This is a genomic window from Burkholderia sp. WAC0059 (genome assembly GCF_002870125.1).
Taxonomy (GTDB): Bacteria; Pseudomonadota; Gammaproteobacteria; order Burkholderiales; family Burkholderiaceae; genus Paraburkholderia.
Map to the genome: position 1 here is coordinate 46,225 of NZ_PNEO01000012.1, position 17,494 is coordinate 63,718.

Consider the following 17,494-nt stretch of genomic DNA (forward strand, 5'->3'; position numbering starts at 1 on the left):
GTTGAGTTGAATCACACCGGTAGATATAGCAATTACAAACTGGTAGACTTAATCCCGATTAATCTGGCCGCCCTCTCTTACGGCTCATTGAATCGCCATTCACTCCATCTGAATCACCAAATCCTTCCACCTCGACTGTAATCTGCCATTGTCGGCCGGCCCCCGCCGCAACATTTCTCGCAAGATTCTGTGCGACCTCGGTGACAGCGGAATTCGCGGCACTAGCCGCGGTCAACGCCCCCGTATCAACTACCGCTACAACCGGAATACCCGTTGCCTTGCCTTGCACTTGTATATTGGCCGTGTTCAGCACCTGAAGCGCTGCAACGTTCAGGTCACCAGACACACGAATACCGGCTGCGCCAGCATCGACCGTTCCGCGCGGCGCAAGCAGGTTGGCATCACCCGTCGGCGCGCCCGGTATCGTCTGGAGGGTACCGATACCTGCTCCCGTGATTTGTCCTTTCGCATCTAGTGTGCAGAAATGGTTGGCGTCACAGACATAGAGGGGAGGAGGAATGTCAGCCGAAGATGTCGCACCTTGCCCTGCATTGATATCGCCGTTGGAACTCCAGATGGTGATATTGCCACCCTGTTCGGTAAATACCCTGCTTTGCGCTAACAGCAGACTTTGATCCGTGAAGATGTTGATATTGCCCGTCTCCATCGTCAGAATGCCCTGCTGCCCCGGCCCGACGATGACGGCATTGCCCTCGACAATTTCGGGCGGAGCCGATGAACTCCCAACGAGTGCATCGCCACCTGGCCCGAGGATCGATACGTCACCGCCTTGTTGCGTCTGGATCGTCGTGTTCCGGACATCCAGGTTACCTGTCTGAACCAGCGAGTTTGCCCCGTTCGTCCCGCCACCGAGATCATTGCCCGTATAGCCGAGAGATGAAGGGAACAGCGTATTGATCGCCTGGTATCCCCGCGCGTACTGCTGATAGTAGGGACTTGAGGCATCGTTGTAGTCATCGCCCACATCGGTCAGGATGCTGAAAAACACCCGCTCGACAAATAATTGCTGAATGTATTTTGGTAGTGCCTGGAATTGCTGCCACGCCTGCCCTGCAGTCAGAGGCTGAACCGCAGGTTGGCTCGCGACAAGCCCCGTATCGTAGGTCTGTCCCGCATCATATTGCTGCATGAACGCCACCAGTGCCGGTGTAACACTCGAAATACCAGCGGGAATGCTCGACGGATCGATGTAATTCGAAATGAACGCCGTATCGTCTATGCCCGGCGATACCCCAAATAAGACCTCCACATTCGCACTCTCATGGGGAAGCAAAGAATTATCCGTGTTACCTATGGCTTCTATCCCAAACGTGCCACCTTTATATGTGTTTCCAAGTGATGCATAGGCCTGTGCGGCACTTGTCAGCGGACCAATATTCCGGCCCGCCTCAACATCGAAATAACCCGACCCGCCAAGCACCAGCTCAGGCAAAATGAGGCTGTTTGCCCCGGGTGACAGTGGCGTATCGTCAATATCACGCCCCGCAACAATACGGGTGACATCGTCTTCTCGAAGATTTTGCCCTTCAAAGACCAGGTTCACGATATCCTGCCCGGCTTCGATAAAAGCAGGTTTATCGACATCAATGCCCAGCAGATCGCCGTAAAATCCGGCTGAGCCACCTGACGGCTGGATAACCCCGTCGATGATCGACCCGGTGAGGCTATATATCCGGACCGGATCCGTCTCATCAATCAAATTCGGATCTTCGTCCCCCATCTGGAGAACAGAATTCCCCGAGAAATTAATCGATCGGTCTGCGACAACGCTAAGCTCACTTGCCGGGGACGCTGCGAGCGCTCCGCCTGATGCGACCGTAATTCCACCGTCCAGTGCCAACAAATTGATACTGGCCGGAAGAGAAGTAGAAAACTGTTCTTCGCCTGGCAAAGCGGTCAGGGTACCGACATCGACATCCCCGGTCGTCGTCTGCGCATTGACTGCCGACGCCGATGCATCGCTTCCGGCACTGAGTGGAAAGTACCCGGGACCAAATATGCTGCCAATGGCAATCCCTTGGCGCGCGACAAGGTCGAATGATCCGTCGATCGTGGCAATTAGCGTAGGAACCACTCCTATCGAAACATTTGCTGGTTTCCCTTGAGCAAGAAGGTTACCGTCGATGCTTGTGTAATCAACGCCATCCGACGTGATCTGACCGCCCGCCTTCAGGATTGCGGTCCCCTCGGCAACCAGATATTCACCGCTCTCGATATCATTCCCCGCAGATACCGTCAGATTCCCCCCCCCAACGACAGTTATGCCGGTTCCGCTACTGGGCTGATACGAGGTTGTCGGTAACGACACCTCCAAATCGGTCACATTGTGACCCGCAGCAACCGAGACATTCCCACCGACACTCATCACACCCTGATCAAATTCGGCAAAATCGATCGTGGTCTGGATAACCTGCCCTACCGAATTGGATACGTTATTTGCCGTCAGCCAAGCCGTCCATAACTGCCCGATATCGCCACCAGGATCGCCCGACACTGTACCGGTTTCATCAATGACGTTCTCCAACCCATTAATGTCGTTCTGCGCGGCGATGGAAATATTTCCAGCGCCGTCGGGGCTCACTACGGGAGAGGTCAGGATGTCTGGCTTGCCACCTTGGGGATTTCCATCAATCAAAGCAGCGGTACTGCCGACTGATGTCCCTGCCGCAGGCACACCGGCGGTATAGATCACGCCCACTGTACTTTGCAATAGCGGAGCCGCCTGTTCGACCAGCGACGATTCGTCCGGATCATATAGCCATATATTATTGGCTGCTGCTATATTAACCGCTCCTGCTCCCGTCCGTATCGTAGTAGGGGCGAGGATCGTCATGTCATTCGCATCATTAGTAGGATTGTTTGCATTATCGTACGCAAAGTTTCCGCTCACGATGACGCTACCCTGCTCTCCCGATTGCCCGATTGAATCGGCTACCAATACGGCCTGTGACTCAACGGCCAGCGGATCCGCCGACGCCAGACTTGCACCCGATACCAAGTTGAACGTGGAGCTGGTGCCCGACATCAGCGTTGCAAACTGCAACGGGAATGGATTAGACGCTGTCGCAACGGGCGACGGGCTGTTATCGACTGGTAATGTCCCTACTGACACTGTCGCACCTGCGGTAACCGGCAGTGCGACTTCAGGGGGGGCCTGCAAGGGAACAATTTGATAGGCGGTCGACGAGCTCACTGTTTTCAGCCAACCGAGCAGCGCGGTTATATATGCTTCATACTGCTGGAAATACGCCTGATATGCATTGGCGGAATCTGCGCTATTTTCTTCAGCCGCAGTCGGTGCTGATACCGTAAAAAGTGGCTGCCCAGCCGCCGGTGCTCTGCCATATGCTTTTTCAGCATTGCTTCCCAAAAGATAAGCCACTTCCGTTTTATCAAGATAAGTAAAATACTCTTGATATAGAGAATAATAATCAGAAATATCCGTTGAGCTCGCACCGGCAAACTGACTTTCCTGTGCCGGCGCCTGCACAAAATCATCAAAAGATTTTTTATCTGTATCCCAAAATCCTGCAAAAGTTGATTTATACTCCGGCCCGATATCAATACCGTAGGATGCAAAATATCCCTTAAGAGGCCAATCGGTATTATAATAAAACGCTTTGTACGCCTCTTGATAAGTTGCTGCCGGTGGAGCAGTAATCGTAATTGTTTTCAATGAACTTATTGGATTAGCGATCTGAAAAAATCCATCCGTCAGACTCGCCTTCACCAGTACATTGTTTTCTGCACGGAAGGTAATGACCGGAGCCTGACCATCGAAGCGGTAGGCGAGATCACTCTCCGATGTGCCTGCGCCGAGATTCCAGTTCGTCAGGATCGAGATATTGCCGTCGTTGATCTTCGGATCCGGGTTATCGAGATCAATCGCCGGCACCACGGCGAAATTCTGGATGGCCGTACCCGCAAACTGGTTCGCGACACTCTGCACACCGTGTTCCACATACCCCATCAACGTGCCGGCGCCACTGGCTGAACTCCCTCCCGCGTAGCCGTAGAACGTCTCGTGGTCCGTATTCGCCGTGGTGGGCGTGAAGTAGTCGTTCTCGAGATCGGCAGCCAGATCTGCAGTGATCTGGTCCGGCGTAGCGCCCGGATCGTTCGACAGACTCGCAGGCGTGCTGCCGTCCGCTGCCGTGTAATAGATCGTCGCTCCACTCTGCGAGGTGAACGTGCCGGAGAGCAAATTGCCGCTGTTGTCGTACCACCCGGCCGGATCGACGATTCCGTCAAAGTGCTGCGCAGCATTCGTGCTCTGATCATCCGTACTCCACACGGCATACGCATCGAGCGTCGTCGCACGCGAGCCCTTGATCTGCGCCCCCGGCGCAATGGAAACGTCCACCGTTCCGTCCGTCAGAATCGGCGCACGGAACGACACCGTTCCGCCCGACAGGCCACCGGCCGTGCCGCCTGACACGTCGATCACGGCGCTGTTACCCACCGTGATCGCACCTGAACCGGACGGCGTCACGTTTTCGTAGCCATACGTGGAGTTCAGGCTCGTCGTACTGCCATTGCCCGACGTTCCGATATTGACCGCGCCACCCTGCTCCGTCGCGCTCGAACCCGTCGCGATCAGCGAGCCCTGGAGATTAACGCCGCTCTTGCCATACAGGTCAATCTCGCCCCCTGCAATGCCCGATGCGTCGATCGTCCCGTCGATGTTGACGTTGCCGTTCGCCGTATCGAGTGCGTCTCCCGCACCGCCGTTCGCCGTCAGCGACACCACATGGGCCGTCAGCGTATTGCCCGCGGACAGCGTCAGGTTTCCACTGTCAGTCTGCACCACGATCTCGTCGTTCACACCGCTTGCGGACAGCGTCTGCGCAAGACTGTCCAGATCGACTGCGCTGCCCGTATTGAGTGCAAACGACCCGCCGGCGTACCCCGTGGCAGCGGCACCCTCGAGCGTACCCGCCAGGCTCACGGTCTGATCGGGAGCCGAAGCTGTCAGACTACCCGCATCACCGCCCGCAGCAGCCCCCGCAAAATCAAGCGTGGCGCCGGAAGCAAGCGTGATCGCCCCGGTGTCGGCTGTCAGCGTAATGGCGCCGCCCGGCGCGTACTCGATGATGTCGTAGAACTGCTTCGCAACGCCCGCCGTACTGATGATCGAGCCACTGTTGACCGTCAGATTCCCGCTGGTCGCTTCGAAACTCACATTGCCCGCCGGTGCGCTGATCGACGCCCCGTTGACATCGACCGTCCCGCCAACGAAGGAAAATGCTCCACCCAGCGCAGACAGCGACAGGGCCGTGCTTTGTGCACCGTTCAGAGCCAGCGCGCCGGTCGTCTTGACCGTCGCTCCCGATGCCGTATCCGCCAGGAAGACCGGGGCACTCAGCGTTACCGGGGCCGTCCCGAAATCAAAGGTGCCGGTGCCTTCCGAAACGATGCCCGCCGTGGCGTTCATCGCCACATTGCTGAAGCCCGACAGCGTCGCATCACCGTTGCCGAAATCGATCCGGCCGGCATTCACCACCAGCGTTCCCGTGCCGGCGATACTTGCCGGGTCAGACGCGCCAAGGGTATTGTCGAACGTCACATAAGGCGCGCTGATCGTGACCGCACCACCGTCGCTGTCAAACGTCCCGGCACTCAACTCCACGTCGTGGTCGAACGCAATATCCGGTGAACCGTCGAAATACATCGTTCCTGCGCTGCGCAGGATGACATCCTGCGCCTTCCCGAGCTCGGCCATCAGGGCCGGGTCAATCACCAGACCTGGCAGTTGAGCCGCATCCGCACCCGCCGTGCTCGTGAACGTAATCGCACTGCCCTGTGCCGCAATCACGTTCCCCGACAGGCTGGCCGAAGGCGCGACTGTGATCGTTCCGGACGAATCGAGTGTCAGCGCCTGCCCGCCCGACAACGAAGCTCCAGCACCGATGGAAAGCACCCCCGTGTCATTCACCTGCCCCGCGTTCGTCACGCCCACATACTGGCCGTCGGACACTCGCAGCAATGCGCCGTCGCTCGTACCACCGGTCGATGCGTTCGCCGCAATGGTAATCGGCTCGTCCTTGGCGGATGGATAGACACCCTCGGCTGCAATCACGCTGCCGGACTTCACGTCGACATCGTTCGACGCAACCAGCATGATTTCCGGGCCGGTCAGCGGCGACGCCGCATCATTCGACAGCACCACACTGCTCGCAATCGGCGTAATCGTGACACCACTGGTCGTCGCAGTCCTGGTTCCACCGATCAGCAGACTGCCCGCCCCCAGCGTGTCGAGCTGCTCAGCATTGATAGTCACATATCCCGGCATGGCGGCCTCGCCATTGCCAACAATCTGGATCGCCTGGGACGCAATGTCGACCTCGGCAGGCGCGCCGCCGTCCGCGGCGCTGGCGCTCAGCGTGGCGCCGAGCCCGAGGGTCTGGTTTGCGGCAAGCACCAGCTGACCACCATCGATCGGCAGCGGCGGCGTCACGTCGCCCGCGCTTGCAGCAAGCGACGGGAAAAAGCTGTTCGCGCTGGTGAGTGTGTATTGCGAATACTGCTGCCAGACCGCACCGGACTCGAGATTCAGCTCCACCGGCGTCGCACTGCGTGCCCCGGTCAGGCTGTTGGCCATGTACCCGGCCGCGAGAACGGTTCCGTCAGGGAGCACTTCGCTCGAACCTGGCGTGACCAGCCCGCTCGCACTGGCAACCGTCACCCGGTAGGCCCCCGGCAGCGTCGCATACTTGGCGGGCAGCAGCGTGTAATAGCCGGCCGGCAGACCTGCAACCCCGGACAGATAGACAGATTCTCCCACCGCATTCCCGAGACCGGCCTGCCCCACGCCCATACTTTCGGTGATCGTCGAACCGCTGCTCGTCGGCTGGAGTGTCTGTGCAAACACCGGATCATAGGCCGCGACGGAAGACTGCGCGCCCGGAAGAATGGCATAGACGTTGGCAACTCCGACGTTGGTCGGCACGGCAGTCCCGGTTGCGCTGTTCGTGTAGCTGACGTTGTACTGCGCCAGCACATCACGCGTGCCACCTGTGCCGGACACCCATTCCTCGGCCTGAAGATCTCCACCACCGGACAGGTCGATCGTGGCGCCCGAATTCAACGAGACATTGTTGCCGCTGATGCCGATGTATTTCGCCGGCGCCCCCGACAGGTCAGGTGCCGCATTGGTACCGGCCACTGGATTGAACTGCCACTCAACACCGTCCACCGTCGTGCCATACGGGATAACCGCGCCGTCGTTCGATACCGACGTCACGCTGCCGTCAGCCAGCGTCACTGACTGCGTGGCAACGAGCGGCATGTTACTGAATTCCGCCGCCACCGTGCTGTCCGTCGGGTCACCCACACCGAATATCAGACTGCCTGACGGCGCCCGGACGGTACCCTGCTGCACAATATCGGTCGCATCGACCAGTAGCGAACCGCCCGCCGACAACGGTACGCTGGACGCACCATTGCTGAGGAAGCTGATCGTCGTCGGCGCCGACGTACCGCCAGAGCCAGCAGGCCCGATCGCATCGAGAATGAACGTGCTGCCTGTCGAGGGATACAGGTCGCTGGCCTGAAACGTGAGATTGCCCGAACTGAATAGTTCACCAGGCGCCAACGCATCCGACCCGGAAATGACCTGCTCGGTCGACGTCAGGCGAATATCCCCGCTGCTGCTGAACGTGGATTGTCCGAAGTTGTCAATCTGAAACTGATTTTCTAGATCGATAAACGAGGCATTGATGTTCAGCATACTCGCGGAAGCGACCTGGTCAAGTGACATCGGGTACCTCGGACCATTACCGATCACAGCCACGTACGGCGCGCTGATCGATGCGGTCGTCTCTGCTCCCGACGAGTCGTCTTCCAGCACGGAGGCAACGATGCCAGCAGTATCCAGTGAGAGGAAGTCGCTCTGTGTACCGGACGAGGTAGCCGCCTTGATGGCAGCGCTGAGCTGGTTACTCAAGGCGCTGGTCTGACTACCATTCAAGGCCAGAATCTGCGCCGTGTTCAGGACAACCTCTCCAGATAACGTCAGGTTCACGTTTCCCGTAAACGCGACCGGAATGCTTTTGCCGCTAAGTTCTTCCGCCACGTCAAGGATTGCGATGCCCGACCCCGTTAGGCGGTCCGCCGAAAAATCGAGTATGCCGGTCGGGTCCCCGCCCACCGTGCCGGTGAGCGCCGCCGTGATATCGGCCCCCGGAGTTAGCCCAGCCGGTACCGTGCTTCCACTCTGCTGGAACACCAGGATTTGCGCGCCAGGACTCGTCGACGGCGCAACCCCGCCCCCGGGTTGGGCAGCGTTCACCACCGCCGTCTCTTCCGGCACGATCGTCAGCGTTCCTCCCTGCGCCTGCGTCGCCCCCGGCTGCGCCTGAAGCGTGCCGTCAAAGAGCAGACCGCTCGATGCGCCCAGTGTGATGGAGCCTGCATTGCTCCAGACCTGCTGCGGCGTATAGAGTCCCGACGACTGTAACTCATCGAAAACGGCGGATGTTCCCGACACGTCGATCTGCGAACCCGACTGTGCCACGATGTAACCCGAATCGTCCGAGATGGTGACCGAGCCACCCGGCAGCACCTTGCCAGTATCGGGAATAAAGGTATTCAGGCCATTCCTGACCGGTGCGGCCTGCGGGTCGGTCAGGGCCACACCCGCGACATCGAGTACTACGCCAGAACCTATCCAGACCGACTTGCTCGAAGAGGTAAACCCGTCAGTAAAATCAATATCCGCGCTGGTTTCCTGACCCGGCAGGGCATACCCATCCACCAGCGAGTCTGCACTCAACGTAATGGATCCGCCTGGCGCGATGATCGAACCCAGCACCGTCACCTGGGCCGGTGATCCCAATCCGATACTGGCGCCCGCATCACCGATGATCTGGGCGCCCACCCCAAGCGTTACCCCCCCGGTCACCCCGGCATACGCCGGCCGCGCGCCGGAAGCGGTCTCCCACCCGAGGTATGCGCCTGCGGTGATCACCAGGTCAGTAGCCTGCCGATGGTAGGCATCCAGCGTTCCCGATGTGACCAGGCCGCTGGTGCTGATGTCGGTACCCGTGGGCGCCAGCAGAAGCGCAGCATCCGGTATCAGATTCTTCTGGGTCAAGGTAACGATCGCACCCGGTGCCACGGTCGCGTCGTACAGCGCGTTCAGCTGATAGCTGCCGAAGCCCTGCTGCGCGAAAAAATCCGCCGGCAGGTAAAGATCGCCGGCCGGCGTCTGGGCCGGATCGCCACCGATCCGAAAACCCGTCGCCTGTAACGTCAGCTTTCCGCCACCGGCGAAACCCTCGCTGCGGATGGTGCCATCCATCACGATCTGACCGGAAACAGGCTGAACCGTGGGCGCACCTGCCACACCTTCCGAACTGTCGCCGTAAGGCGCCGTGGAATTCGTGCTGTACGTAGTCAGCGACAGGTTTCCTGCGGTACCTTCGGGTATCCCGTCGTTCTCCAGCAGTTGACCGTCGGACTGGACCTCGCCCCCGCTCGACACATCAATCACGCTGCCGGCCTCGAGATCGATCGACCCCGAGCTGTCCGATCCCTTAGACGAGGCCAACGCAGTCGACAGGGTAATCGTGCCGCCGTTGATATATTCGCTGTCACCCTGCGTGGTAGCTGGCGAAAGCTGGGCATCGTTATTGACCCACTGACCCGCCACACTCAGCTCACCCTCGGGACCGACAACGATCCCGCCACCGACCGTCCCCCGGTTACCCCCACTTGAAACCGAAATCGTCCCCGAAGGCGCAATCAGGCTGCCAAGAATCGTGACATCTCCATCCGGGCTCGTCAGGGCAATCGATCCGCCGGGCTGCGCCTCCAGGCGGGTCCCCTGCGCCACGACGATACCGCCGCCGCTGTTCCCCGCGTTAGTCGTGACGCTGACATTCGCGAAGCCGCCGCTGTTCAGCGTATCCACAGGTACGACCGTGGTCGCAAGCACATTGCCAGGATCGGTGCTGGAAAGATCCGACAACGCCGCCGTATCGATGGACGTGGTCGCGCCGAAATTCTCTCCGAGACTGCTCAGCTGCGGTGCCTCGTCCTGGAGAATCACCGTCCCTGTTTCACCCGTCGTAATGGTGTTGGGCCCCTGGGTCAGGTCCACAAGTGCCGAGCCGCCCAGATTGAACGTACCCCCCGTCGGCAGATCGTTGCCCTGTACCTGTTTCTCGCCGTCAAACGCCTGCGCCGTAATCGTGCCGTCGAGCACCATCGCGGACGAGGCAAAGACGTTCAGCGTGCCGGCATTGCCGCCGACAATGTAATCGCTTTCATACACCCCGCCCGTCAGAAGCGGATTGAGCCAGGTATTCGTGATGCCCCAGCGCGACGACGTCTCGGTGAACTCGCCCGCCACCCCCACATAGGTGTCGTAGGGACTGGCTTCTCCGATCGGTACGATAGCGCCATCCGCATCGACCAGCCGCGTGGTATCGACCGTACCACCGAGATAGTGGATGTAACCACCGTTGAGGTTCAGCAGGGACCCGCTCGCGGTCATGACCTCGTTACCCGACAGTGTGATCGTGCCGCCGTTGGTCATAAGCTGGTCGACGGTGCGCGGCATCAGGCTGATGTCGCCCGCCAGATTCAGGATGGGGCTCCCCACCCACTCGACACCGTCGCTATCCGTTCCAGAGAGCGTACTGTCGACGGTGACACCTTTCAGGCCGTTCAGGAACGTGTCGCGCAGCAGCGGCGAATCCGCTAGTTCGTTCTCCGTGATCGTCGGGATCGTCAGCAGGATGTCGGAGATCGGCAGTTCGACATCGGCCAGGCCTGACACGTCGATCGTTGCACCACTGTCGACATAGATGCGGCCCTGCACCGCGGTATCACCCGGCGGTGTGGCGTCACCCGCGACGGACGGCGTCAGGGCAGCGACCTGCACGGTCGCGCCGGGCGCCTCGACGAGCGCGCCCGACTGGAACCAGACCGAGCCGGCCGTCACCGTCACGCTGCCGGGCGTGAAGGTCGTCTGCCCGGTGGAAGACGTCGCCGTCTCTCCGTCATCGTCCGGCAGCACGGCGGTGACCGAGCCCGGTCCGAACGAAAGCGCGCCGGCCCGGTTCGTGACGTTGCCGGGATTGGGGCTCCCGTTACCCAACGTCACCACCGCCGCACCCGGATAGGCCGCACCCGTCGGCGTGTTGGAGATGTACTCGTCGACCGTCGAGATCGTGATCGTGCCCGGCGTGTTGACGCTCGTCGTGACCCCGATGACCCCGTTCTGCTGCACGGTACTGCCCAGCAGACTGATTTCGCCGCGATCTGCCTGAACCAGCCCGGTATTGATCAGGGTACCGGCCGGTGTAATGTCCGTCGTCGTCGAGCCCGTCACCAGCCCGATCGCGCCCGTCAGTTCGGGATACAGCGTCTGGGGATTGCCCGATGACGCGAGCAGACCCACGCCGACGCCGGCCGCCAGCACCACCTGCCCGGTCGGGGCGACGGTGATGTTGCCCGCGTTCGTCACGTTCGGCGCAGCGATCAGGACGAAGCCGCCATTGCTTGCGGACGTATCCGCCGTTGTCGTAATCGATGCGCCGGCCTCGATCGTGATGTTCCCCGGCGTCTGGAGCTGACTCGTCGAGCTGACGGCGACCTTGTTACCGAGACCCAGCACTTCGTTGGGCAGACCGGTACTTGATCCGGTGGTCGTCGAGGTCCCCGCCTCCAGCGCGGCCAGCCCGCCATCGGCCGTACCGGCGGGCAGGCTCAGGAACTGCCGGTTGCTCTCGGCGATTTCCTCGGCGCTCTGCGCGAGGTTACCGGTCACGAACGGAGTCGAGTCAATACCCTGTCCTGTCGTCTGACCGGACGGATCGTCATCATCCATGTTCAGCAGATCCAATGACGACGCCAGCAGCGAATGCACGTTGACCTGCGAGCCCGCGCCGAACAGGATGCCGTTGCGGTTGATCACCAGCACCGTGCCCTGTGCCTGGACATTGCCGAGGATCTGGCTCGGCGCGCCCGACGGATCGACGATGCGGTTCAGCACGATCCAGCTGTTCGCCCCGTTCGTCTGCGTGCCGCCCGACTGGTCGAAATTGAGTGTCGTCTGACGGCCCACGTTCATCGTCTGCCACGTCAGCACCGCGTTCTGCGCGGTCTGCTTGACGTCGACCGTGACATGACCGCTGCCGTCCACGCTCTGCTGCGGCCCGTACGCGTTGATCCACAAAAGCGGGTTGCCCGGGTCCGTGGTGCTGCCCTGGGTGCCCGTGTCTGTGTTCTGGCTGACGAGATTGCCGTTGCCGTCCCTCGCGAAGGTGATGCCGGACGCCACCTGCAGACCACCCGGAGTCAGGCCGTTGGGGACATTCGATGGCGTTGCAGCAGCGGCGGCAGCGGCTGCCTGCTGCGCCGCGATCTGCTGAGCAATGCCCTGTGCCGCCGTCGCCAGGTTGCGGATCGATGGCTGGCTGGCCTGCAACGCCTGAGTCGGTGACACACCAACTCCCAGATTGGCGATGCGGGAGGTAGTAACGGAGGCACTGCGGGCACTACCTGCCCCGGCACTTCCCAGATTGACGAGCCCTGCTGCATGCGCGGCGTGAGGCGCTGCCCCCGTCGCAACCAGCAGTGGAATCATCCAGCACAGCGGCCTGACATTCGACTGCAGGGTCTCCTGGGAACGGTTCTTCCGTTTCTTGACGTGTCCATCTACGCGCGCTTTCATCGCCGGCCATCCTGGGAAAAATAGAAAAAAACCGTACCCACGACGAGCGGGGGTCGCTTCCGGACGGATACGGCTTCTTGAGAACCACGGGAATCACTAATCCGCGCGATGCTACTGGCCGGCAATGGCATGCGTATTTCCTAAGGTACGTACATTTCGCAATCCGAATTTTGTACAAACCTTTTGTCACATAAGATAAATCTTTTCCTTATCGCTCGACAACCTTATCCGGCGGGGGTTTGAGAAGGATCGTCCAGCATTCGCGAAATGAGGGACTGCGCGACACGCTGGACCAGTGACGGCCAGTCCCCCGGTCTGCCCTGTCGATAAAGTTTCATGGTCGGATACCACGGACTGTCTTCGCGATCGAGCAGCCAGCGCCAGTCCGGCACGCAGGGCAGCAGAAGCCAGACCGGTTGCCCCAGCGCACCAGCCAGATGTGCGACGGACGTATCCACCGTGATGACGAGATCCAGTGCCGAAATCAGTCCTGCCGTATCAGCAAAATCTCCAAGTTCCCGCCCCCAGTCAAGAATTCCGCTGGCGGCCAGCATCGCGGCATCGCGCTCCCGGACCAGCGGCTGCAGGCTCACGAACGTCGCATTCAGTCCGTAGACAGGCGCGAGTTCGGCGAGCGGAATCGAACGGTTTTCATCATTGTTATGGCGAGGATTGCCTGACCACGCGAGGCCAATTTTTAACCGGCCTGCCGACAGGGCTTGCAGTCGACCTGCCCACCCCCGCACCCTCGATTGATCCGCGTACAGGTACGGCACCGGGGACGGGATGCTATCCAGCGCAGTGTCGAAGGCTAGTGGCAGGCTCATGAGCGGGCACTGCAGGTCAAACGGCGGGACAGGTTCGCCCTCCGACACGATCTGCTGCACCCCGCGAAGCGAACGCAGCACCGGCTTCAGCACTGCGGGAATTTCCAGAACTACCGTCGCCCCGCGGTCAGCGACCAGGCTCGCATAACGGCAAAACTGGATCGTGTCGCCATACCCCTGCTCCGCATGCAGCAATATCGTCTTGCCCGCTACGGATTCAATCCCATTCCAGATAGGCCGGTCGGTATGACGCCGACGCACCCGCGCCTCGCCGGTAAGCCATCGGTCTTCATGCTGTTTCCAGCCGCGCCTGAAATCTCCAGTCAACAGGCGGCAGAGCGCTGCCGAACGGCGTGCGGCCCCATGCCCCGGTTCGAGAGTGTAGGCCTGCTCAAACCAGGATATGGCCTCCTCATGCCGGCCAAGCTGCTGCAATGACACGGCGGCGGTATAGCAGGCCTGCGCCGTTTCCTTCGGCGCCTCGACGGCTGTTCCATAGCTATCCAGCGCCTCGTCGTAACGCCCCAGTTGCTGAAGCGCCACGGCCCGGTTATAAAGCAGCTCTGCATCCGCACCGGCGACAGTAAGCGCGCTGTCATAATGCTCCAGCGCCTGGGCGTGCAATCCCATCATCCGCAGCGCCCCCGCCCGGTTACGCAGTGCATCCACTGAATGCGGATCCCGCACCATTGCCTCACGGTACGCGTCCGCCGCCTCTGCATACCGGCTCAGTCCCTGCAACGCGTTGCCGCGCGCGAGCCATACCGCGACATACTGCGGAGCGAGCTTCAGCAGACGCGAAGAGCGCTGGAGCAGCTCTTCATGGAAGTGAAGCAGATCCAGCGCGACACAGCTCTGATACAGAAGAGCAACCGAATCGGGACTGACCGCCAATGCCTGCTCCACGCAGGCGAGCGCTTCCGCTGGCTGTTGCATATCGAGTAACACGCCGGCGCACATCGAAAGCAGATCCGGTGACTTCGGTCGAATAACCAAAGCCAGACGGTAATTTCTGAGCGCGTCTTCGCGGTATCCCAGATCACGCAGGGCGTGTCCCCGTCGGACGTAGGCGTCGACACTCCCGGCATCCAGCTGCAGCACCCGGTCAAAGCACAGCACAGCATCGGCCGGCCGACCCGACGCCACCAGTAACCTGCCCCGCCCCATCCATGCATCCGCAATCGTCGGCATTCGGGCCAGTATCTGGTCGTATATCTCTAATGCCTCTTCACGGCGTCCAATCCCCACCAGGGCATCGGCCCGCAACGTCTGCGTCGACAACGATGCAGGCTCTAGCAGGAGCGCGCGCGCAAGAACATCAAGGGCTTCCTGGTAGCGCTCAAGCGCAATCAGTACCGCACCATGATTGGCTATGTTCCAGGCGTGCGTCCATCCGAGCTCGAGTGACCGCGCAATCAGCGGCTCAGCCCGAACGGGATCACCAGCCTTCAATAAGGCAAATCCCAGCAAATGCATCGCCTCGGCATTCGAGGCATCCATCAGCAGCACGCCCTCATACAGCGCCTGTGCCTCGCGATACTGTCTGCGCCCGAGCAGATCCCGGGCACGCCGGAGCCCATCTACCATCGCCGCCTGAACCACCGCCGATGGCGTACCCGCGGCAGTCCTCATGACAACATTGGGTTTTCCCACCATGACTTCGCCCTCCATCGCGCCAGCAACTCAAGTCAGCCCGCTGAGGCATGCTCACCCGCTGTGTCGAGCGCCGTACGGATTCGAGCAAACACGTCGCTCCAGTCTCCCGCCACCGACTGCCGGAAAAGCCGTGCCTGCGGATACCACGGGTTATCCTCCCGATCCAGCAGCCAGCGGAAATCCGGCGTGTGCGGCAGCATGACCCATAGCGGCCGGCCAAGCGCTCCCGCGAGATGCGCCACCGATGTGTCGACACTGACGACGCAGTCAATGTTTTCCAGCAGTGCCGCCGTATCGCCAAAGTCCTTCAACTCCTTTCCGAAGTGGCGCACACGCGACGCCGCCAACGCAGCTTCGTCTTCCTCCCGAACGATTTTCTGCAGGCTGATCCACTCAACACGGTCGGTCAGCAGGGTCTCCAGATCCGCAAAACGGATCGAACGGTTGTGATCGTTCAGGTGCTTCGGGTTGCCGGACCACACAAGTCCGACACGCGGCTGGGTGGCTGGTCCCAGCCGGTCCCGCCACGTATCGATACGTTGGGGGTCGGCCCTCAGATACGGCACCTCGGCCGGAATGGTCGAGAGCTCGGTGCCAAACGCTCGCGGCAGGCTGAGCAGCGGACAGTAGACATCGAACGGCGGTAACGCTGTACCCCGTTCACGCGCCACGAATTCATCAACACCGGCAAGTCCGGCAAGAACAGGTTTGAGTTCGGGCGGAGCCTCCAGCACTACCCGCGGCCCCAGCGCCTTGACCATCGGGATATAGCGACAAAATTGCAGTGCGTCACCCAGCCCCTGTTCAGCGACAATGAGAATCGTCCTGCCTGCAAGCGGTTCAGCCCCCGTCCATCGCGCCTGCACAAACTTTGGCAGGTCGCCAAACATCTGGACATCCCGCCACCGCCACTCATATCCCTCCCATCCAGTGCGGAAATCTCCGATGGACAGACACAGGAAGGCCCGGTTCGTGTGCGCATGGATGAATTCCGGATCCAGCTCGATCGCCCGGTCGTACGCGGCCTTGGCCTCGTCATGGCGACGCAGGGTTGTCAGCACATTGGCCCGATGAAAATGCGCCACCTTGTCGGTATCGTGAGCGGCAATCACCCGGTCGAAACACGCCAATGCTTCCTCATACCGGTGAAGTCCCTGCAGGACACGGCCACGGATAAACCAGACACCCGAATCGCGGGCATCGATCTCCAGCGCCCGGTCACACACCCGCAGCGCTTCCTCCCGGTGACCCAGGCGGCGTAACGCAGTAGCCTGGTTGCACAGTACGGGTACCGCGTCCGGTTCAAGATCGACTGCCCGCGCGTAGCTCTCGGCCGCATCAACGCCGCGTCCCAGCCCCAGTAGTGCATTGCCCCGGTTAGCCCAGGCCCTGGCATGCTTCGAGTCGATTTCCAGCACGCGATCGCACCGGCTAACCGCCTCCTGGAAACGTCCCAGGCGTTCAAGGATCACAGCGCTGTTATAGATCGCCGGTACAAATTTTGGCGCAGCCGCAAGCGCGGCGTTCAGGTCAGCCAGGGCCAAATCCAGCCATCCCGGGTCGATGTACAGCATCGCCCGTAGATACAGCACTTCAGCGTTGCCTGGTTTGGCGGCAAGCGCACGGCCGTAACTGTCGATCGCCTCTTCCCGGCGCTCCAGCGCCTGCAAAACCTGCCCCCGCTCGGCCAGCGCCACAAACGATCGTGGATCACGCATCAACGCCCGATCACATGACGCCAGAGCATCGGCAAACCGCCCCAGCGTGCGTAGCACCGAGCTGCGCTGACAATACCCATCAATGAAATCCGGCGCCACGCCCAGCAGCCGGTCGTATGCTGCAGCCGCTTCCTCATGACGTCCGAGATCGAGCAGCAGTCCGGCACGCTGCACCAGCGCGCGCGGATGGGCCGCATTCATTTCCAGCGCGCGGTCGAGTTCCACCAGAGCGTCTTCGCGCCGCCCCAACGCTGCTAACACCCCCGCATGGTTCGCAAGCACCAGCGGCGTAGCCCTGATGGCCACAGACCGTCCGATGTGCTCGAGCGCATCCTCAAGCCGTCCTTCCCTGAAAAGGATAAAGCCGAGCATGTGCAGCGCATCCGGGTGATGCGGATCGGCCGCAAGCAGCTCGCGGTAGCTGCGCTCCGCGGTAATGAGTGCGCCGCTTTCGAGCGCCGCACGCCCGTGTTCCAGCAGACGTTTCTCCCACCCGGAATCGAGTGGCCGGGAAGCTTCCGCTGCCGGCCGCCGGGATAGGGTCGCTGAAGGCTCTTTCTGCTCATTGTCTGTTCCCATACTTCACCCCT

Annotated in this window: 3 protein-coding genes; all 3 read right to left on the reverse strand. The window is 60.8% G+C overall.

Features of this window, described 5'->3' with window-relative positions; genetic code table 11:
* Nucleotides 1-58: 58 nt before the first annotated feature.
* The 3 genes from CY652_RS13775 to CY652_RS13785 all read right to left on the reverse strand — a co-directional run bounded on the left by CY652_RS13775 (nt 59) and on the right by CY652_RS13785 (nt 17,483).
* The gene (locus CY652_RS13775) at nt 59-12,475 is read right to left on the reverse strand and encodes a filamentous haemagglutinin family protein (RefSeq protein WP_258002316.1); all 12,417 of its coding nucleotides are present in this window, start codon (nt 12,473-12,475) and stop codon (nt 59-61) included.
* A 452-nt stretch (nt 12,476-12,927) separates the two neighbouring features.
* Nucleotides 12,928-15,186 carry a tetratricopeptide repeat protein gene (locus tag CY652_RS13780; RefSeq protein WP_258002317.1) on the reverse strand — a complete coding sequence of 753 codons (2,259 nt, stop codon included), beginning with the start codon at nt 15,184-15,186 and terminating at the stop codon, nt 12,928-12,930.
* 32 nt (nt 15,187-15,218) lie between these two features.
* Nucleotides 15,219-17,483, reverse strand: coding sequence for a tetratricopeptide repeat protein (locus CY652_RS13785; RefSeq protein WP_102131265.1), 2,265 nt, complete (start codon nt 17,481-17,483; stop codon nt 15,219-15,221).
* Nucleotides 17,484-17,494 lie beyond the last annotated feature (11 nt).

Bases quoted from the DNA above. Each gene is read 5' to 3' on its own strand.
- CY652_RS13780 (WP_258002317.1), bottom strand. From the start codon at position 15,186: ATGGTGGGAAAACCCAATGTTGTCATGAGGACTGCCGCGGGTACGCCA.
- CY652_RS13785 (WP_102131265.1), bottom strand. From the start codon at position 17,483: ATGGGAACAGACAATGAGCAGAAAGAGCCTTCAGCGACCCTATCCCGG.